13 protein-coding genes and 3 pseudogenes are annotated in these 18,688 nt (G+C 48.8%); 12 read left to right on the plus strand and 4 right to left on the minus strand.

From position 1 onward, the window contains the following. Nucleotides 1-20 precede the first annotated feature (20 nt). Both AM1_RS03090 and AM1_RS03095 read right to left on the minus strand, forming a co-directional pair. The gene (locus AM1_RS03090; protein WP_012161334.1) at nucleotides 21-731 is read right to left on the minus strand and encodes a GUN4 domain-containing protein; all 711 of its coding nucleotides are present in this window, start codon (nucleotides 729-731) and stop codon (nucleotides 21-23) included. A 107-nt stretch (nucleotides 732-838) separates the two neighbouring features. Next, entirely contained in the window at nucleotides 839-2,827 is a 1,989-nt protein-coding gene (locus tag AM1_RS03095; protein WP_012161335.1) for a CHASE2 domain-containing protein, read from the minus strand. Between the two features lie 65 nt (nucleotides 2,828-2,892). Here AM1_RS03095 and AM1_RS03100 point away from each other — a divergent pair, with 65 nt between their 5' ends. From AM1_RS03100 to AM1_RS39610, 7 genes and pseudogenes are all read left to right on the plus strand, one after another. Next, nucleotides 2,893-3,402: a hypothetical protein gene (locus AM1_RS03100; protein WP_012161336.1), complete on the plus strand. Its 510-nt coding sequence runs from the start codon at nucleotides 2,893-2,895 to the stop codon at nucleotides 3,400-3,402. A gap of 359 nt (nucleotides 3,403-3,761) precedes the next feature. Further along, the gene (locus tag AM1_RS03105) at nucleotides 3,762-4,280 is read left to right on the plus strand and encodes a LabA-like NYN domain-containing protein (protein ID WP_010473419.1); all 519 of its coding nucleotides are present in this window, start codon (nucleotides 3,762-3,764) and stop codon (nucleotides 4,278-4,280) included. A 118-nt stretch (nucleotides 4,281-4,398) separates the two neighbouring features. Continuing rightward, on the plus strand, nucleotides 4,399-6,039 hold the full coding sequence (locus AM1_RS03110; RefSeq protein WP_012161337.1) for a 2-isopropylmalate synthase: 1,641 nt from the start codon (nucleotides 4,399-4,401) through the stop codon (nucleotides 6,037-6,039). Between the two features lie 77 nt (nucleotides 6,040-6,116). Continuing rightward, on the plus strand, nucleotides 6,117-6,617 hold the full coding sequence (locus tag AM1_RS03115) for a hypothetical protein (protein WP_012161338.1): 501 nt from the start codon (nucleotides 6,117-6,119) through the stop codon (nucleotides 6,615-6,617). Between the two features lie 90 nt (nucleotides 6,618-6,707). Next, nucleotides 6,708-6,851, plus strand: a pseudogene (locus AM1_RS40795) (transposase); the annotation flags it as partial. A gap of 98 nt (nucleotides 6,852-6,949) precedes the next feature. Next, nucleotides 6,950-7,093 (plus strand): annotated as a pseudogene (locus AM1_RS44370) (IS4 family transposase); the annotation flags it as partial. A gap of 10 nt (nucleotides 7,094-7,103) precedes the next feature. Continuing rightward, nucleotides 7,104-7,966 (plus strand): IS1-like element ISAcma3 family transposase gene (locus AM1_RS39610; protein WP_148215660.1). Its coding sequence is split into 2 segments (ribosomal slippage): nucleotides 7,104-7,460 and nucleotides 7,463-7,966, totalling 861 coding nucleotides; the frame shifts between segments, so codons are not numbered across the junction. Here AM1_RS39610 and AM1_RS03130 read toward each other — a convergent pair. After that, entirely contained in the window at nucleotides 7,960-9,210 is a 1,251-nt protein-coding gene (locus tag AM1_RS03130) for an IS256-like element ISAcma7 family transposase (protein ID WP_012161340.1), read from the minus strand. The two genes, AM1_RS39610 and AM1_RS03130, sit on opposite strands and share 7 nt — an antisense overlap. Nucleotides 9,211-9,313: 103 nt before the next feature. On the opposite strand from AM1_RS03130, the pseudogene AM1_RS03135 reads away from it, so the two are divergent. Further along, nucleotides 9,314-10,336, plus strand: a pseudogene (locus AM1_RS03135) (IS4-like element ISAcma19 family transposase); the annotation flags it as partial. Nucleotides 10,337-10,386: 50 nt separating this feature from the next. Then, nucleotides 10,387-10,827 carry a CPBP family glutamic-type intramembrane protease gene (locus tag AM1_RS37455; RefSeq protein ID WP_071819932.1) on the plus strand — a complete coding sequence of 147 codons (441 nt, stop codon included), beginning with the start codon at nucleotides 10,387-10,389 and terminating at the stop codon, nucleotides 10,825-10,827. 82 nt (nucleotides 10,828-10,909) lie between these two features. Here AM1_RS37455 and AM1_RS03145 read toward each other — a convergent pair whose 3' ends face one another. Further along, on the minus strand, nucleotides 10,910-12,055 hold the full coding sequence (locus tag AM1_RS03145; RefSeq protein ID WP_390610023.1) for a phospholipase D-like domain-containing protein: 1,146 nt from the start codon (nucleotides 12,053-12,055) through the stop codon (nucleotides 10,910-10,912). Between the two features lie 429 nt (nucleotides 12,056-12,484). Here AM1_RS03145 and AM1_RS03150 point away from each other — a divergent pair, with 429 nt between their 5' ends. From AM1_RS03150 to AM1_RS03160, 3 genes are all read left to right on the plus strand, one after another. Continuing rightward, the gene (locus AM1_RS03150) at nucleotides 12,485-13,804 is read left to right on the plus strand and encodes an EAL domain-containing protein (protein ID WP_012161345.1); all 1,320 of its coding nucleotides are present in this window, start codon (nucleotides 12,485-12,487) and stop codon (nucleotides 13,802-13,804) included. A gap of 177 nt (nucleotides 13,805-13,981) precedes the next feature. Continuing rightward, a complete protein-coding gene (locus tag AM1_RS03155; protein ID WP_041658876.1) occupies nucleotides 13,982-16,147 on the plus strand; it encodes an AAA-like domain-containing protein in 2,166 nt (721 codons plus the stop codon). Continuing rightward, nucleotides 16,140-18,497 carry an AAA-like domain-containing protein gene (locus tag AM1_RS03160; RefSeq protein WP_202947643.1) on the plus strand — a complete coding sequence of 786 codons (2,358 nt, stop codon included), beginning with the start codon at nucleotides 16,140-16,142 and terminating at the stop codon, nucleotides 18,495-18,497. The genes AM1_RS03155 and AM1_RS03160 overlap by 8 nt, the downstream gene beginning before the upstream one ends. Nucleotides 18,498-18,688: the final 191 nt, after the last annotated feature.

Below are 18,688 nucleotides of genomic sequence, written 5' to 3' on the forward strand. Positions count from 1 at the left end.
AGAAAGCTATAAGTTCGGGGCTAGCTGGTCCAAGCCGGATGGGACAACAAAGCATTAAGCACCTGAACCCCCCGCAGCTGGTTAGACAGGGGTAGATGACCTCTAGGCGCACTCAGATCCCAGGTGAATTCATCGGGCCAACGGGTCCAATTCCGCCCCGAGCGCCAATTAATCTTGGGCCAGAGGACATCCCAATTACGACCGACACTAAGCCATAGCTGCCGTTGAACGCTATAGCCGAATTTCCCTTCTGAATGCACTAACCACAGCTGGTTAATGGTTTGCAAATCAGGAATCGGATATTGCTCAACTTCCGTGAAATAGATCCACTTTCGTTTGATGGCGGCTGGCCCTGATAGCTCACAGAGCTTACTTAGGGTTAAGTCATCGGCTGCTTGGAAGGATTGTTTAGCTAGTAAACGCTGGAGCGGTAAGTAGTCAATATTTTGTTCGGAGCGAAGGGGAACAACACCCGACTCAAAATGCTCCTGCAAAAAGCTTTGGACTGCTGGTACCTCTGTTCCTAACAGCAGTTCATAACAGCGACCATCAATAAAAGTAGAGGGTTCCTGCTGGCGAGAGAGTAAAAAGTTCTGCAAGATGGCATAACCTGCTTCCCCCTGAGCCAAAATGTCTGGCATCACCTGGAGCTGTATCTTTTCTGAGCCAGTGTTGAGTTGCGACTCCAACTCAGCAATATCAGGCGGTTGCGATTGAGCAGATGCGTCCATAAAGTTGTAGCGAATTTATCCTGTATCTTAAGCTATCAAACCCTGGGGGGGTCTGACGAGGAAAATCCTGTTGTTCTTTTCCATCCAGGCCATACATCCGTCTAAAGTTACGCTTCAGAATCTCCATCAGTATTGGGGGATTGGAGTGCAGAGATCACTCGGTAAACGTCCACCCGTTCGACTTTCCCTTTCAGGGCTAAGGTTCCCCAGTTCTCGACTTCAAACTGATTGTCTAAGTACTCAAGGGTTTCTTTGGCAATCAATACCCGGCACGAGGAGCTTTGGCGTTGCTTATCTAAGCTTTCCAGGCGGGAGGCGGTATTGACGCTATCCCCAATCACGCCATATTCTAAGCGAGTTTTACTACCCAAACTTCCTACCACCACCGATCCGGTAAAGATACCAGCCCGCATCTGAACGGCGGGTAACCCGCTTTTTTGCCATTGGGGGTTGAGTTCGTCCAGGCGTTTGCCCATATCTAACGCACAGGCTACGGCATTTTGGGTGTCTTTTGCGATCGCAGCTTGTTCTTCATGGGCAATCGGTGCACCAAAGACGGCCATCACCCCATCCCCCGTAAATTTATTAATCACTCCATGATGGGCTTGCACACTCTGAGTCATGGCTTCTAAGTATTCATTGAGCCATTCCAGCAGCTGTTCTGGAGACATTTTTTCCGAAATAGTGCTAAACCCCTTTAAATCCGTAAACAAGAGGGTGGCCGTGATTCTCTGGCCTGTGAGCTTGCCATCTTCTAAAAGCTCATCGCGTCGTTGCCAGAGGGTCTCAGCAATTTCGGGGGAAGTACTTTGACCCAACAGTTTCATCACCATCTTCTGTTGCCGCTGAGCCTGCTGGGCATTGTAAATCACCACAATGCCCGTTGCGCCGACAAACGCGAGGAAAGGAGGGACCAAGGGAATCCAAATTTGCTGTGCGAACAGGATTCGACAGACGCTATACAGGACAATTAAGGCGATGCCGCTGCCCAGCACCAAGCCCATCGGATGACGAACGCCCCAGGCCAGTAGGCTCCCGATCAGCGCCCAACCCAAAATCCAAACCATTTCCCCCGGTTCTGGCCAGACGGAAATCAGGTTGCGGGTGCCGTCTGCTGCATCTAGGAATTGACTGACCATTTGGGCATGGATCACCACCCCTGGCATGGTTTGCTGATCGTCAAGGCTAGAACTATAGGGCGTATGGAATAGATCTTTGCCGCTTTCTGCCGTCGTACCGATTAGGATGATACGGTCTTTAATCAAATTAGAATCTACCTGGCCGGCTAACACCTGAGACAGGCTGACCTGCTCTACACTCTCGTGGGCAGATCGATAGTTAATTAAAATCTGATAGCCTCGGGTATCCGCATTGATATAAGAGCCATCATTGCTTTGCAGCGGCCAAAATACCGTTGGACCAATTTGTAGGACATTTGGGTCAACCTCGCTGGGTTTATCTTCTTTGCCGTCATCCTTGAGGTACCGGAGGGCCATCCTTAGGGCAAAGGATGGAAAATAGTCCTCTTGATAGAGCAAATTCCGACGGACAACTCCACCCGAATCAACGACAGTATCGTTGAATCCGACCTGTGCTTCTGGTACGCCATCGGGAGGAGGGATACTAGCTTCATCCTCAGATCCGAATTTAGTAATCACAACCACTCGGTCAGACCCCTTCATCTGTTGAATGAGTTGGGCATGGCCGTTAGTTTGGGTCGATTCTTTGAGATTGGGAATGGGAAGATTACGCCAAATATCTAGACCGATAACTCGGGGCCGGTGGGTTTGTAGTTTTTTGAAGGCATCAGCCAGTACGCTGTCAGGAATGGGCCACTGGCCGATGGATTGAATGTCCGCTTCGGTGATTCCGACAACGAGGAGTCTTGAATCTTGACCCAAGTCGGGTTGGGCTTGAACAAAGTGATCATATGCGGACAGTTCCAGGGACTGGAGCCCTTCAACCCGCAGGAAACCGATTTGCCAGCGGGTGACTTGCCGAATTCCTAGAACGCCACCGCTCACGGCGAGTCCGGCAAGGAGAGCGATGGCGAGATTCGGCCAACGAGATCGGAGTTGATGGAAAAACTGAGCCAAGATGCCAAAAAATCATGGGGTTGCGGTATGAGTATAGTGTAGAGCGATAGTCCTGATGAATTAATATGGCCGACTATTTGATCGCAACCTTAAGCGATCGCATCCAAGCAGAAGAAGTCCATTTAGCCTTGCAAGAGATCGGATTATCGGAACCCAATCTTAGTCTGTTTGGCAAAGGTTACAAGACAGGCGAGGACTGTAAAGACTTTGACCCTGCCTTGATTAAGAAGCGGCAAATGCAGCGCATGATGATTTTTTTGCTACCCCTAGGATTTGTAGGGGGCATTATTTTCTATCAGGCGGTCCGTTTGGATGTCCTACCTAGCTTGGGTTTTTTCGCCAATGCTGTGATTGGAGGGTTCTTGGGAGCTGCTTCTGGTGCATTAGGGGGATACGTCACCGGTGGTGGTCTATCCTTGATGTTGGATAAAGCGGTTCCCTATGCAGAGCAAATCGAATCCGGCACCTTTCTGGTAGTGGTTCGAGATGCAGAAGATCTAAAAATGCGCCAAGCGAACCGCGTTTTCAGAATCCTTAACATTGATAATGTTGCCTATTACGAGCGACCAGACTAAACTACTTACGACAGAATAAACAGCAAGTGGAACGGTGCAGTCATTATTTTACGTAGGGAAAGGTTAGACTGCCTGAGATATAGGCTTGAGTGGTTAACTAAATCGTTTTAGGGCTTTAGAGAGGAAAGCACTTTTCTAAGGAAAAGCTTTAGCGTTGTTTTTATCTCTAGGCTTATTCTAAATCTCTGTGCCGAACATATTTATCAGTCTATAGATGTATCCAAGAATGGGCATTAAAAAATATTGCCCAATGTCTTTTATAGTTTTTTTTGTTAGAATGCAAAAAGGCTGAAATTTATATCTATTTATACAGTACTGATATAACCTTTATTCCTTATTGAAAATTATAGAAAAATTGTATGCATAGTTTGGTCAATCGGACCTCCATCTTTGTGGATGGAAATAATATGTTTTATGCCCAGCAGAAGAATGGCTGGTTCTTTGATCCCCGACGAATTCTAAATTACTTTACTGAACCCACGGATGTTCGCTTAATTAATGCGTTTTGGTATACCGGATTAAAAGATCCTCAAGACCAAAGAGGGTTCCGAGATGCCCTCATCAGTTTAGGCTATACCGTCCGCACAAAAATCCTCAAAGAATATTACGATGATTCATCTGGTCGCTATTCCCAAAAAGCCAATTTAGATATCGAAATCGTCATCGATATGTTTAATACGGTGGACCAATATGATCAGGTTATTCTATTAAGTGGAGATGGCGATTTTGAACGAGCAATTGAATTATTGCGTTCAAAGAATACCCACATAACGGTGGTATCGACGGAAGGCATGATTGCCCGTGAACTTCGGAATGCGACGGATCGGTACATCGATCTCAACAAAATTCGCGATCGCATCGAAAAAACCGAACCCTGATTCTGCCGAACTGCCTTTTATCAGCAAATCTTAAGGTCAGTACTCTAGAATAAGAACATCTAAATTTTAGATAGCGTCCTTTTCTTCTTCTACCTAAATATGGGTACTGGATAATATCATGATCAAATTTCAACCCCAACAGGTCGATCGCATTCTCATTTTCGATACCACCCTTAGAGACGGCGAACAGTCTCCAGGGGCTACTTTGCATATCGATGAAAAATTGACGATTGCGCGGCAGTTGGCACGGTTGGGGGTTGACATTATTGAAGCCGGTTTCCCTTTTGCCAGCCCTGGTGATTTTGAAGCAGTCCAGCAGGTGGCTGCGGAGGTCGGCACCGAAAATGGCCCGATCATCTGTGGTCTAGCCAGAGCCACTGAGCAAGATATTAAAACGGCGGCAAAAGCCTTAAAACCTGCATTCCATCACCGTATCCATACCTTCATTGCCACTTCCGATATTCACCTGGAATATAAGCTCAAAAAAACGCGGCCTGAAGTGTTGGCCATCGCCCAAGATATGGTGGCTCTCGCTAAGTCCTTTACGGATGATGTGGAGTTTTCCCCAGAAGATGCAGTCCGCTCTGATCCAGAGTTTCTGTATCAGGTATTGGAAGCTGCGATCGCAGCCGGTGCCACTACCGTTAATATCCCCGATACCGTTGGCTATACAACCCCTCAAGAATTTGGGGCGCTTATTCGCGGTATTAAGGAAAATGTCCCTAATATCGACCAAGCCGTAATTTCCGTTCACGGCCATAATGATCTAGGCTTAGCCGTTGCCAACTTCCTAGAGGCGGTTAAAAACGGGGCTCGCCAACTGGAATGCACCATCAATGGCATTGGTGAACGGGCAGGGAATGCTGCCCTTGAAGAATTAGTCATGGCTATGCATGTCCGTCGCCAGTACTATAACCCTTTCCTCGGACGCCCTCCCGAGTCTGAAGCTCCCCTCACCAATATCGATACTAAACAAATTCATAAAACCTCCCGCTTGGTCTCTAACCTGACGGGAATGCTGATTCAACCCAATAAGGCGATTGTGGGCACGAATGCCTTTGCCCATGAATCAGGGATTCATCAAGACGGTGTGCTCAAGCACAAACTCACCTATGAAATTATGGATGCCCAATCCATTGGCTTAGGGGATAACCAAATTGTTTTGGGTAAGCATTCTGGTCGAAACGCCTTCCGTACTCGCCTGCAGGAATTGGGGATGGAGTTGTCCGAACAGGATCTGAATAAAGCCTTCATTCGCTTTAAAGAGCTGGCAGATAAGAAAAAAGAAATTTCCGATCGTGATCTAGAAGCCATCGTTAAAGACGAAACCCAGTCCCAAGTGATTGGCGGCTTCCGTCTAGAGTTGGTGCAGGTTTCCTGTGGGGATCATGCCTGTCCCACAGCGACCGTGACTATTTGTACGCCTGGCAACCAAGAGCTTACGGATGCAGCGGTGGGGACTGGACCGGTGGATGCGGTTTATCAAGCTATTAATCGAGTGGTTAAAGTGCCGAATCGATTAATTGAGTTTTCAGTCCAGTCTGTAACGGCTGGAATTGACGCGATTGGTGAAGTCACGATTCGTCTAGAGCAGAATGGCAAAATTTATGCCGGATATTCTGCCAATACGGACATTATTGTGGCATCCGCTCAGGCTTATCTCAATGCGTTGAATCGTTTATACGACTCAACCCAACCGCAAACTAAAACTCAAAATCAGGAAACTGATCTTTTGGTAGAGCAAACGGTCCATGCTTAGGGCAGTGAGCCATTGCAATTTTGCAATGGTAGCTCAGCAATATCTGCTGAACTGAAAAGCTGTTCTTATTTAAGTTCATGACCCCTGATCAACCTACTCCTTCTAGTCCTGAGCCTGCTCGATCATTAGATGCCCTGATGCATGAGCGAGATCAGGCTCAGGCGAGTGCAAAGCGCTGGCGTCGTTTATATGAAGTTGAGGCACAACAGCGTCAGAAAGAATCGGACGAGGCAGAGCAAACAATCCAAGTTTTGAGAGCAGAGGTTCAGCGTTTGTGCCAGTTTTCAGGCGGTGCACCAATGCTGATGCCTTCGCCAGGTAAGTCTAAGGGGGGATCTAGTGGGCATTCACAGAGCCAAGTGGCTGATTTGATGGCTGAACGAGATCAGCTATTACAAGCTTTGGAGCAAGAAAAGCAAAGCCACGAGAAGACGAAGCAAAACTTGATTAGTGCGTTGGGTGATGCGTTGGGTGCACAAAGACGAAAGTCTCTAGCTTTACCCTCATCACGAGCCGGTGCAAGGGCAGGGGCCATTATTCTCAAAGATCGAGATGGGCGAAGATCTAAACCTGACTAATCGGCAGATGATCCGCCCATATAAGTCAGTGATGGAGCTGTTGAATCTCTGAGGGTCCATTCCCCGCTGCTTGCAGCGTAAGATCGAGGAATGAGTGAGTATATCCATAAGAGTCATAACGTAAGCGTATTGCTATATCACTTGGTGTTTCCTGCAAAATATAGACGTGCCCTCTTTGATGAGAGCGTGGATGAAGTGCTTCGAAACATTTGTATGGATATAGAGAATCGCTTTGGAGATGACAAGGCGCTTCAAATCTAGAGCCAGCAGTAGATAGGGCAGTGTGATTTCAAAGAAAATAGGGTGGCCAAAACGACTACCCTATCCAAAATATGTTGCCAACATGCTACCAAAAAGTTCTACGTGCTCACCTGAGCGAAAGCCAATATTTGACCTTGCAATTGTTGATACTGCTATTGCAAAGTCATCGTCAAATTGGTCGTGCATCAAAGAAGTGTGGGTTTGTTAAACCGATAGGGAGTCGAGTTGTTTTATTTCCTCATGCAATGTCCTCTATGTGGTCATCCTAAAACCCACAAACATGGCAAGACCAGCAAAGGCAGTCAACGTTACCGTTGCCCCCACTGTCAACAGACCTTTAGTGAGACCTTTGACACCCTGTGTTATCGCCGTCAGATCTCTCCTGAAACGATCCAGACCATCCTTCAAGCTCATGTTGAAGGGAGTAGTCTACGAGGACTCTCTCGCATCACGGGTGTAGCGTATAACACTTGTGTGAGTGTGGTTCGTTCAGCGAGTCATAAATCCCAAATGATTCACAATGGGGAAGTTCAGGCCGTTGCGACCGACGTCATTAATGCAGATGAGTTGTGGTCCTTTGTCAAAAAAAGCAAAAGCACTGTGAGCCGAAGGAGTTGAGGGTAGGCGACTGCTGGATAGCATTGAGTCTTGCGAAAGAGAGTGGTCTCGTGCTCAGTGGCCGTATTGGCAAACATACCGACGAGCTAGCTCAAGAATTGATTGAAAATACTGAGGGCAAAACCGCCTGTCATCATTGGCAAACGGATGGTTGGGAAGGGTACGCACGACAATTACCCGATGAGGTCGTCCATGAAGTGAGTAAAGCCCTGACCCAACGCTTAGAGCGGACCAATGGCATCGTGCGTCAGCAGACCGGGCGTTGGCATCGACGACAGAATAAATTTGGCAAAGTCTGGCAACAGAGTGCGATGACTTTAAGATTGGTGCTGAGCTATTTCAACTGGATTTGGTGCCACTCTCGATTCAAGAACACGGCTGCCCAACGAGCTGGATTGACGGAGCGTCCTTGGAGATGGCAAGACTTGAGAGTGTTTAGATTTTTGTGTAAGCAGCAGTGTATTCAATAGTTGAATCGTGTTGGGAACAGAATAGCAAAATGGGACAGCGCCGCCTTCCAATTCAGAATTGGTCTGGTCCATCGCTTCGAAATATTCCTCATCGCTAGAAACATCAATTTGTAGACAGACTCTTCATTAGGGAAAACCGCTTTGGTCTTAATCACCTTTCTCAGTGAGCGGTTGAGCGACTCAATGGCATTGGTGGTGTAGATAACCTTACGGATGGCCATTGGGTATTGAAACAACGGGGCAACATTATCCCAATGTCGTATCCAGATTTGGCTAATGCCAGGATACGTCTCGTCCCATTTATGGGCAAATGCATCCAACGCAGCCTCAGACTCTTCCAAAGTGGCCGCTTGGTAAATGGGCTTGAGGTCTGCAGCTACGGCTCGACTTTCCTTCCACGGCACATGGCGAAGGCTATTACGAATAAGATGGACAATACAAACCTGCACCTGGGTCTGAGGGTAGACCGACTCAATCGCTTGAGGAAAACCTTTGAGTCCATCACAGCAAGCAATCAAGATATCCTGAGTTCCTCGATTTTTAAGGTCTGTGAGCACCGAAAGCCAGAATTTTGCTCCCTCTCGTTCAGCGGCTCCTATCCATAATCCCAACAGTTCCTTGTTGCCCTCCACAGTCACTGCCAAAGCGACATAGACAGCTCGCTTGCTGACTTGACCATTGACTTTGATGTTCACATACAGCGCATCAAGATAGACAATCGGATACACCTCATCCAGCGGCCTTGAACGCCAGTCTTTGACCTCTTCCATGACGCTATTGATGACGTCACTAATCAGAGCTTCAGAGATATTGGCCCCATACAGCTCCACCAATTGGGCTCGAATATCACGGGTGGTCATGCCCCGAGCATATAAGGCGATGATTTTCTCATCGAGCCCTGCGATGCGTCGCTGGCCTTTAGGCACCAGGACAGGCTCAAACTCGCCGCAACGGTCACGAGGAATCGATAGGTCCATCTCTCCTTGTTCAGACTGGACGGTCTTTTTCGAGTAACCATTGCGACTATTTCTGGGGCCATTAGAATTCTCATCACCTGACTGATCGTTGGAGGATTGCTGCAGGTGATGAGTCAATTCACCTGCAAGGGCTCGTTCCACTAGGCGTTTGCTGAGTCGTTTAAGCAGTCCTGATTCGCCCAGAATATCTTCCGGTTGAGGGTTCTCTCCGATGAGTTCATCTAACAGTTCATCGACTCGATTGGGAGCTTTTTTCTTTCTAGACATCGTACGGTCTCCTGATGTGTTTGGATCCTAGACCGCTTACACAAAACTCTGAACAGTCCCAAGACTTAGCTTCCTATCCCACACTTTGTTGATGCACAATCGCATGTTTCCTCAACCGATTCATTACAGCAGTCGCATCCGCAACTTGCAGCGGTTCTTAGTCCTACCCCAGTTGAGTGTACGTCTGTTATGGTTTCCCATTCTTAAGCACTGGCTTTCAGAAGAATTCAAGACAGGCCATGGCAATCGAGCCTATCGCCGAGCCCGCCTCAAACGCACCATTGATGGCTATGTGGTGATGGCCGTTGACCGCACCCAATGAAAGGGACGTAATCTGATGATGGTGACAGTGGTGTGGGGTAAACATGCCTTGCCCGTGTATTGGGCACCATTGCCCAAATCAGGCAGTAGTAGTCTCAAACAGCAACTCCGTTTGTTGAAAACGGCTCTAAAAATCTTCAAACCTTATCCAGTTGTGGTACTAGCAGACCGAGATTTCCACAGTCCTAAACTGGCTCTGTGGCTGAGCCAACGACAGGTTGAGTTTGTGCTCAGGCAAAAGAAGAGTGCTTATGTCCAGCTCCAAGGTGAAGTAGACTATCAACCCCTCAAAGAGAGAGGATTTGCCCCAGGCCAGAAAGGTTTCCTTTGCGATGTCTATTGGGGAAAGCGAGACCAGTTAGGGCCGTTTAACCTCGCGTTTTACTGGAAGCGACAGTATCGGGGCAAGGGGGGAAAAGATCCTTGGTTTATCATGACAAGTCTGCCAACCCTGGAGCAGGCTCTCTCGCTTTACGCTTGCCGATGGGGAATAGAGATGATGTTCAAAGACTGTAAGAGTGGGGGATACAATCTCGAACGAACGAAAGTCAATGATGCTCGTTTTCTAGCTTTGGTACTGGTGATGGCGATGGCCTATTGTTTGGCAACGCTTGCTGGCTATGGATTGAAAAAATTGAAAGTCAACCACTATGTTGCTCGGCTCAATGAGCACTCTCGACGGCGGCCTCGACACAGTGACTTTGGCACGGCGTTGTATGGACACTTATGGTGTTGTGGCATGGAGGTCTGGACTTTATTAGCCACTGAATTAATGCAACTGAAACCCCATAAACGACTCAATTAGCAGAGAGGCATGAGGGCGCTATCACTGATTCAGACTACGTTGTAAAATCCTTGCCATCCCCAAAGGAGAAGTGGATAGGTTGGTTGTTTTATGGTTTGGCTCTGGCTTTTGGTCTCATTCATGTGAGTAACTTCACGAGTTTGGGGGTTCAGGCCTTGCTTTTAGCTCCCCTTTTGGTTTTGCCCCAAATCGTGATTGGGGTGTTTTTGGGATTTATTCGATTGCAGTATGGGTTTTGGTGGGCGGTGTTGACCCATGGTTTCCACAATGCTTGTGCCATAACACCGCTGCTACTGGTACGTTTGGGGTCAGAGAATTTGCTTGAGAGGATGGGCAATGGTATCCAAGAGAACTCCTTAGTGGGAACAGACTATGTGCTCATATTGCTGATGGCGACCTACGTACTCGGTGGTCTATTACTTTGTTTAATTACAGTGTGGAAGTTAATCGCAGAATGGCGACGGGAACAGCAGGTGAACTCCAGTTCCTAGGAGCCATTAAGGGGAGGATGGTCTGGGCAAAAAGGGCGGGTGCGATCGCAATCATTGAAACCGCCCCAAAATAGTGTCGATACTAGGATTCCTTCGGCATCACAGGGTAACCCCGCACGGCGGTATCAATCACTTGGGTGGATTTAATCCGGCGAGAGAAGAGAGCCAAGGTTTCTACGGCTCGCAGAATGCCATAGGAGAGCCAGCCTCGCAGAGCACTGGCTTGGCCATCAAAAGGACGGCAGCGAGCCAGATCGGGTTCTAGGACCTGTTGGCGAAACGTCTCAATTACAGTGGGATTAGAAAAAATGGCCAGGACTTCTTCTTCAATGCGATAGCTCAAAAAATCAAAATTAGACGAACCCACCACCAGATAGCGATCGTCCACTAGAGCTGCTTTCATATGGCTCATGCCGTCGTAGAGACGAACGTCAAACCCGGACCGTTGGGCCTCCCACAACAGATAATCTCGGACAGTGCCTTTGTTGTTGCCTTCTGGGGTGAGTAGAGTGACGGGTACCCCCCGCTGAGGGAGTTCAGCCAAGGCAGCACAGAAGGGGAAGGTGAGATAGGGACTAATAATATGCAGAGATTTCTGAGCAGAGCACAGCAGATCTAGCAAGATTGCAAATGTCGCTTCATTCGTTCGGCCATTCAGGAGAAAAAACTCGCAGTCCCCGAAGTCAGCGTGGCTGGGTTGAGATTGATCTTGCCAAGTGGCCATAAAATCTGCCCGCAGGAATTCCACAATGGCTGGGTCTTCTAACCGAAACATCAGGTCATGCCAAGCAAAGTTATGGTCGCTGAAGTTAAAACCACCAATGTAGGCAATCTGGTTGTCAATTACGATCAGCTTTTTATGGCTACGCCCTACAAAATGAATCAAGAAGGGCCCGACAGGATTCGTAAATCGGACCTGCCCCCCCTCCTGGATAAGGGCTTCAAACATAGCGTGGGTCTGGCGGACTTCAGTTTTGAGGTCTTGATCTGACCAATATTTGGGATGGTAGATAAACTTGTCACTCTGAATAAATCGCGTGTAGTTATCGACCAGGATCTGTTTGCAAGGCGCTTCAGATGCCAGCATGGCCTCGATTACTTGCTGGCCGGTTCGGTCACCTTCAAAGGTCATCATCTGGAGCATAATTTCGTGATCAGCCGCTTGTAGATCGTTCTGGAGACGATGCCAAAAGGCATCTGCATCAACAAGAAGCTCCACAGAATTCATATGCTGAACCAAACCATAAGGGACTCACAGACCACCAAGGATTGTGTTCGGGCAACCCTCTTGGCGGTTGTTACTTTGGTCAGAGTATCAAAGCTTGTTTCTCACAGCAAAAATAGCCACTTAAGGGATTAAGCCTGGAGTAGAGAGGGGATGCGATCTCATCGGGTATTGCCCTAGCAGTATCTGAAACAGGCGCAAGAGGATGCCCCCCATACAAAGTCCTTCGTTGAGCCGGATCTCAAAAGCCTTAATTGCCGAAACCTGGGGCTTCAAATATTCGTTCACACGAGGCGGATAAAACAACCAGAAAAGGGTACGTAGCCTTAAAGACTTTGAAAAATCCTACATGACTTTAGCAGTATTGATTTTGGGCATCCTAAGACTAGGTAAATATCGATTTTTGAGAGTTCTTATTGAGAACCAAGCATTATGTCTGAGGGAAAAGAATCTTCGTTGTTGGTTAACTTTCAGCCTGGAGAGCTAATTTTTGCGACTGGTGAAGAAGGTCACCATGCCTACATTATTGAATCAGGCCAAGTCGATATTTTTGTGACCACAACGGGAAAAGACGTTTCCTTTAAGACCCTGGCCAAGGGAGATGTATTTGGTGAGATGGCTGTCATTGACGCTTCGCCCCGCTCAGCCTCTGCTCGGGCACTCACAGAGACCTGCTGTGTTGTGATTTCCCGCGAGCAAATCTCAGATCGGATTGAAGCCTCCGATCCTGTGGTCAAGCTATTAGTCTCGCGGTTATTGGACCATATTCGGTCCCTCAATACTGGCGTCTCCCAGGCTGAAATGTCCGCTTCAGACCTGCCGAATTCCTCGGTAACGTCATCGTCTCCTGTCTTGCCTCACCAACCCGTCTTGGAAAAAATGCGGTTGGAGTCGGAATTGCTAGATGCGATCGCAACCAATGCATTTATTCCCCATTACCAGCCCCTCGTTGATTTAGAGACGAAAGAGATCCTGGGATTTGAGTTTTTAATTCGCTGGAAAAGTCCGACCCGAGGCTGGGTCTCGCCTGGGCTGTTTATCGATACGGCGGAAGAAACCTCACTCATTCTTCCCATCGGTCGTTGGGTGATTGAAAATGCCTGTACGGATCTCAATCGCTTTAATCAGGCTCTCAACCGTTCCTTGGGCACGTCTGGGAAAACAAGGCCACTATTTATCAGCGTTAACGTCTCTGCTCGTCAGTTTCAGGCACCACAATTCAACGAGGAATTGCTGGAGATTCTGCAGCGACACCAGATTCCCCATTCCCAGATTAAGCTCGAGGTTACCGAACGGGTGTTGATGGAAGGGACATCGGCGATCAACATCATTCAGCAATGCCGACAGCTTGGCTTTCATCTGGCTCTGGATGATTTTGGGACGGGATTTTCAAGCCTGACTTATCTTGCCAAGTTCGAAATTGATAGTCTCAAGATCGACCAGTATTTTGTCCGTCAAATGTTAACCCATCCCCGCACATTGGCTCTGATGAAACATATTTTGGCCATGACACGGGATTTGAGGATGGTTTCAGTGGCTGAAGGGGTGGAAACCCAGGAAGAATTTGATACTCTGCGACGCTTGGGCTGTCAAATTGGACAAGGGTATTTATTTGGTAAACCCCTCCCTTTTGAATCTGCCCAACACTTACTGCTAGAGAACTATCGTCGCCCATTGGCACCCACTAGCCCACTTCTGGCCAGTAGCAAGGTTGAAAACAGCGTGCCTCTCCAAACGGGCGCAAGGGTTTAGGTTAGACCGTTTTCTGAGCATCACCCAGTCCTGAAAGACTCCTCCCCTCTGCGTCTTTAGCCTTCGAACTTCAGAGGTCTATATAACTGAATAAAGACTTCCGGCTACAGATATCGGCATATTTTCTGGGAAAATAGCTGAGAAGTTGTTAGAACCGTCGTGCCATCCCCAGTTTCAGTGAGAAAGATCCTGATTTTAGCGGCCAATCCCAAGAACACCAATCAACTTCGGCTGGATGAAGAGGTGCGGGAGATCCAGGAAGGGTTGCAAAGATCGCGTATCCGAGACCAGTTTGAAATTGTATCTCGATGGGCCGTCCGCCCGGATGACTTGCGCCGAGCCCTGTTGGACCATGAACCCCAGATTGTGCATTTTAGTGGTCATGGCGCGGGGGCAGGGGGATTAGCGCTGGAAAACAGCTCTGGTGAAGCGCAACTGGTGAGCAGTGCGGCATTGGCTAGGCTGTTCAAGCTATTTCAAAGAAATGTTGAATGTGTGTTGTTAAATGCCTGCTACTCGGAAGTTCAGGCGGAGGCGATTCATCAACATATTGGTTATGTCATCGGCATGAGTGAAAAGATTGGGGACCGAGCGGCGATTGAATTTGCGTCAGGGTTTTACGATGGCTTGGGGGCAAATCGAACCTATGAAGATGCCTTTGAATTTGGTTTATCTGCGATTGATTTAGAAGGGATTCCGGAGACCTCGATCCCGCAACTCAAGAAACCCGATTCAACGGATTCCGCTCCGAAGACACCATCCATTCAACCAGAACCTTCACCCAGCGCTCCTGACCAACCTGGCAACAGCAATTTATCACCGATAGAGAATGCTCGAATCTTTATCAGCTACAAACGGGATGCTACCCCCGATGAACAACTGGCGTTGGAAATCTGTCAGCATCTAAACCAGCGCCATCAGGTCTTTATTGATCAGAGCATGCCGATTGGTACCTACTGGGCGGAGCGAATTGAGGAAGAATTACGGCAATCGGACTTTTTGATTACGCTGCTGTCGGAGCAATCGGTGGGGAGTGAGATGGTGCAGGGGGAGATAGAAACTGCCCATCGGCTGAGTAAGGAATTTAAGAAGCCGACTATTTTGCCGATTCGGGTGAAGTATCGAGAGCCGTTTGCCTATCCCTTGAGTGCCTATCTCGACCCCATTAACTGGGCCTTTTGGGAGCAGGAAGAGGATACGCCGGGTTTGCTGGCGGAGCTGGAGCAGGCGATCGCCGGTCAAGATCTCTCCATAAATTCTGATACGGCGAAGCGGAGCTTGCTCCTACCTGCGGTTGGAGCAGCAGCGATACCTCAGCCTTTTCCCTCGGCTCAGTTCCTGGAACTGCCGGAAGGGACGATGGAGCTGGAGTCGAAGTTTTATATCGAGCGGCAGTTGGACCGAATCGCCCTAGAGACGATTGAGCGGCAAGGGGTGACGGTAACGATTAAGGGGCCGCGCCAGATGGGCAAGAGTTCTTTGCTGAATCGGACCATGCAGGCTGCCCGCAAGGCAGGCAAGCAGGTTGTGTTTTTGGATTTCCAGCTATTTGAGAGGCAAGCACTCAAAGACTCCGAACTTTTTTTTCGGGAGTTTTGTACTTGGTTATCGGATGAGCTAGACCTGGACGATCAGGTGGACGCTTACTGGCAGCGGAAGGTGGGCAATGCTCAGCGCTGCACCCGCTATGTTAGCCGCCATATTCTTAAGTCGGTGCAAGCGCCGATTGTGCTGGCGATGGATGAAGTGGAGAGTATTTTTGATACGACGTTTCGCAGCGATTTTTTTAGTATGTTGCGCAGTTGGCACAATAACCGTGCTATTCAGCCCCTGTGGAAGCAGCTAGATCTGGCCTTGGTGACTTCTACGGAGCCGTATCAGTTAATTGCGGACTTGAATCAGTCGCCGTTTAATGTGGGGCAGATTATAGAGCTGTGCGACTTTACGCCAGCGGAGGTACATGACCTAAACGAGAGACATGGACTGCCCCTGAATGCGGCTCAGGAGCAAAAGCTTTTAGAGCTGGTGAATGGTCAGCCCTTTCTAGTGCGCAAAGCTCTGTATCTAGTCGCGAGCCAACAATTTACCGTGGCGGATCTGTTTGCCAAAGCCACGGATGATCGGGGACCGTTTGGGGCTCACTTGCGGTATCACCTGTTTCGGATGAATAACAAACCCGAGCTGGTGCAAGGGTTGATGCAGGTGATCCGTCGCCCCTGCCAGCTCGATGAACATCTGTTTTTCCGGCTGCGGGGAGCCGGGTTAGTCCAACGCCAGGGACAGCAAGTGATTCCTCGCTGTCCCCTCTATGCCGCCTATTTTCAGGAGCATTTGCATGACTAGACCTATGTTTACCTCCGGGGGAACGGTCCAAGCTGGAGATGGCATTTATCTAGAACGCAAGGCGGATCAAGAATTACTGGCTCTCTGTCAGGCAGGGAACTTTGTTTATATCCTTACCCCTCGACAGATGGGGAAATCGAGCTTAATGGTGCGAACGGCTCAAACCTTAGCCAGTCAGGGCATTCAATCGGTAATTATTGACTTGACCCAGATTGGCACAGAGTTGGCGGCGGAGCAGTGGTATCTGGGATTCCTAACGCTGATCGAAGAACAGCTAGATCTAGAGACGGATGTAGAGGCGTGGTGGGAGTCGAAAGCAAAGTTAGGGGTGACCCAACGACTCACGCAGTTTTTTCAAACGGTTCTGCTCAAGGAGATAGACAAACCCGTCGTTCTCTTTGTGGATGAAATTGATACGACATTGGGACTGGAGTTTACGGATGATCTATTTACCGCGATTCGTTTTCTCTACGTCGCTCGGGCTCACCAACCGGAAATGAAGCGGCTCTCAGTGGTGTTGATTGGGGTGGCGACGCCAGGGGATTTGATTCGAGATGCGAGAAGAACGCCGTTTAATATTGGCCATCGGGTGGATTTAACGGATTTCACCGTTGAGGAGGCAATGCCCTTAGCGGCTGGATTTGGCCTATCGGAAGAAAAGGCGCAAAGACTGTTGGGCAAGGTGTTGGCTTGGACGGGGGGGCATCCCTATCTGACTCAGCGACTTTGTGAGTCTTTGGTGAATGAGTGGTCTGGCTCCTTAGGGGAAGCTGATGTAGATAGAGCCGTGGGCCAAACTTTTTTGGGGGAGCGAAGCGAACAGGAGAATAACCTGCAGTTTGTCCGGGATATGCTGACCAAACGGGCCCCTGAGCCAAAGAAGTTGGTGTTAGAAACCTATCGGCAAATCCATCGGGACAAGGTGGCGGTCGCAGATGAGGAGCAATCTTTAGTTAAGTCTCATCTTAAGCTGGCAGGTGTGGTGCAGTTGGAAGGGCACCACCTGAAGGTTCGGAATCCGGTTTACCGAGAAGTCTTTGATTCCCAATGGATTCAGGACCATTGGCCCGAGACGCGTTGGCAGCGGTTAAAGCCAGCATTACCCTATATAGCTGGTTTATCCGCTGTTTTATTTGGCGTTACGGGATTGGCTGTTTATGCCATTGATCAAAGTGATAAAGCCTTAAAGGCTGAAGCAATAGCTGAGCAGAAGGCTAAAGAAACTGAAGTTGCTCTTGAACAATCTCGCAAAAATGAAACAGCTGCAGAAGCTGCCGCCCGTGAGGCGCAAAGACAAAAGAAACTGGCGCAAACATCGGCATCCCTGGCAAGGCGACGGTTGCAGCAAGTGAATACTGCCCGCAAGAGGGAAGTCCTAGAAAGGGAAAAGGCTCAAAAAGCCCAGAAGCTGGCAGAACGCCGACAGAGGGAAGCGGAAGCCCAGAAAAGCATTGCGATTGAGCAAAGAGCAGTTGCAGAACAGCAAAGAATTGCTGCTGAACAGGCAACGGCAAGAGAAAAAGAACAAACCATAGTTGCACGAAAGGCTACGCAACGCGCAGAAACGCAAGCCAAGTTAGCTACTTTGAAAGAACAGGCCGCTTCAGGTTTGTATTGGCTTTCTGCGACGAATCCTACTTTTGGTTTTGTATTAGCCATTGACACAATGAATCAGAGTCAATCTATTTCTGATGTTGAGGTAGTTGCCCAATCGGTTCTCCTTAAATCGATCCAACGGGTACAAGAAATAAAGCTGCTGCAAGGCCACCAGGCTGCTGTCTTGTCGGTGTCCTATAGCCCGGATGGAACGCGCATCGTCAGTGGGAGTTTGGACAATACCGTGCGCATTTGGGATGCCAAGACCGGGCAACCCATCGGAGAGCCCCTCCAAGGCCACCAGAATACTGTCTGGTCGGTGTCCTATAGCCCGGATGGAAGGCGCATCGTCAGTGGGAGTAGTGACAATACCGTGCGCATTTGGGATGCCAAGACCGGGCAAGCGATCGGAGAGCCCCTCCAAGGCCACCAGAATGATGTCTATTCGGTGTCCTTTAGCCCGGATGGAACGCGCATTGTCAGTGGGAGTAGGGACAAGACCGTGCGCATTTGGGAAGTTGGCCCTGAGTCTTTAACTCGATTAGCTTGTGATCGGTTCAGGTTGCATCCCTTACTTCATCAGCCTGAGAAAGTTACTTCAGATCCATCTATTATTGAGGCAGCCATCCGTTCCAAGGCGGTTTGCAAACAACATTTCCCTGCTTGGGATTCCTACCGAGCATCCCAACCCGGATTCCCTAAATGGCTATTCAGTCGTTTCCAACAACTTTTGGCCGATTGGCTCAACACTTAAAATTGAGGCTGTCTTGCAGATACTGCTGATGAAGGGTTGTGTTCTAAGGGCAGGATATTGTCTCCGCAGGTTCTCTAGCCCATGATAACAGTCATCCTTTAGTACAGGACAAAACTTTTGTAAGCTAGCCAGGGGTACGTTTTTAAGGAGAGCACGACCCCTCAAAATTTTTTTAGTCATACAGTCTTAAG

It is taken from the genome of Acaryochloris marina MBIC11017 (assembly GCF_000018105.1).
Classification (GTDB): domain Bacteria; phylum Cyanobacteriota; class Cyanobacteriia; order Thermosynechococcales; family Thermosynechococcaceae; genus Acaryochloris; species Acaryochloris marina.

Coding starts and splice junctions, on each gene's coding strand:
- AM1_RS03090 (WP_012161334.1), bottom strand. CDS start 731: ATGGACGCATCTGCTCAATCGCAACCGCCTGATATTGCTGAGTTGGAG.
- AM1_RS03100 (WP_012161336.1), top strand. CDS start 2,893: ATGGCCGACTATTTGATCGCAACCTTAAGCGATCGCATCCAAGCAGAA.
- AM1_RS03105 (WP_010473419.1), top strand. CDS start 3,762: ATGCATAGTTTGGTCAATCGGACCTCCATCTTTGTGGATGGAAATAAT.
- AM1_RS03110 (WP_012161337.1), top strand. CDS start 4,399: ATGATCAAATTTCAACCCCAACAGGTCGATCGCATTCTCATTTTCGAT.
- AM1_RS03115 (WP_012161338.1), top strand. CDS start 6,117: ATGACCCCTGATCAACCTACTCCTTCTAGTCCTGAGCCTGCTCGATCA.
- AM1_RS03130 (WP_012161340.1), bottom strand. CDS start 9,210: ATGTCTAGAAAGAAAAAAGCTCCCAATCGAGTCGATGAACTGTTAGAT.
- AM1_RS03145 (WP_390610023.1), bottom strand. CDS start 12,055: ATGAATTCTGTGGAGCTTCTTGTTGATGCAGATGCCTTTTGGCATCGT.
- AM1_RS03150 (WP_012161345.1), top strand. CDS start 12,485: ATGTCTGAGGGAAAAGAATCTTCGTTGTTGGTTAACTTTCAGCCTGGA.
- AM1_RS03160 (WP_202947643.1), top strand. CDS start 16,140: ATGACTAGACCTATGTTTACCTCCGGGGGAACGGTCCAAGCTGGAGAT.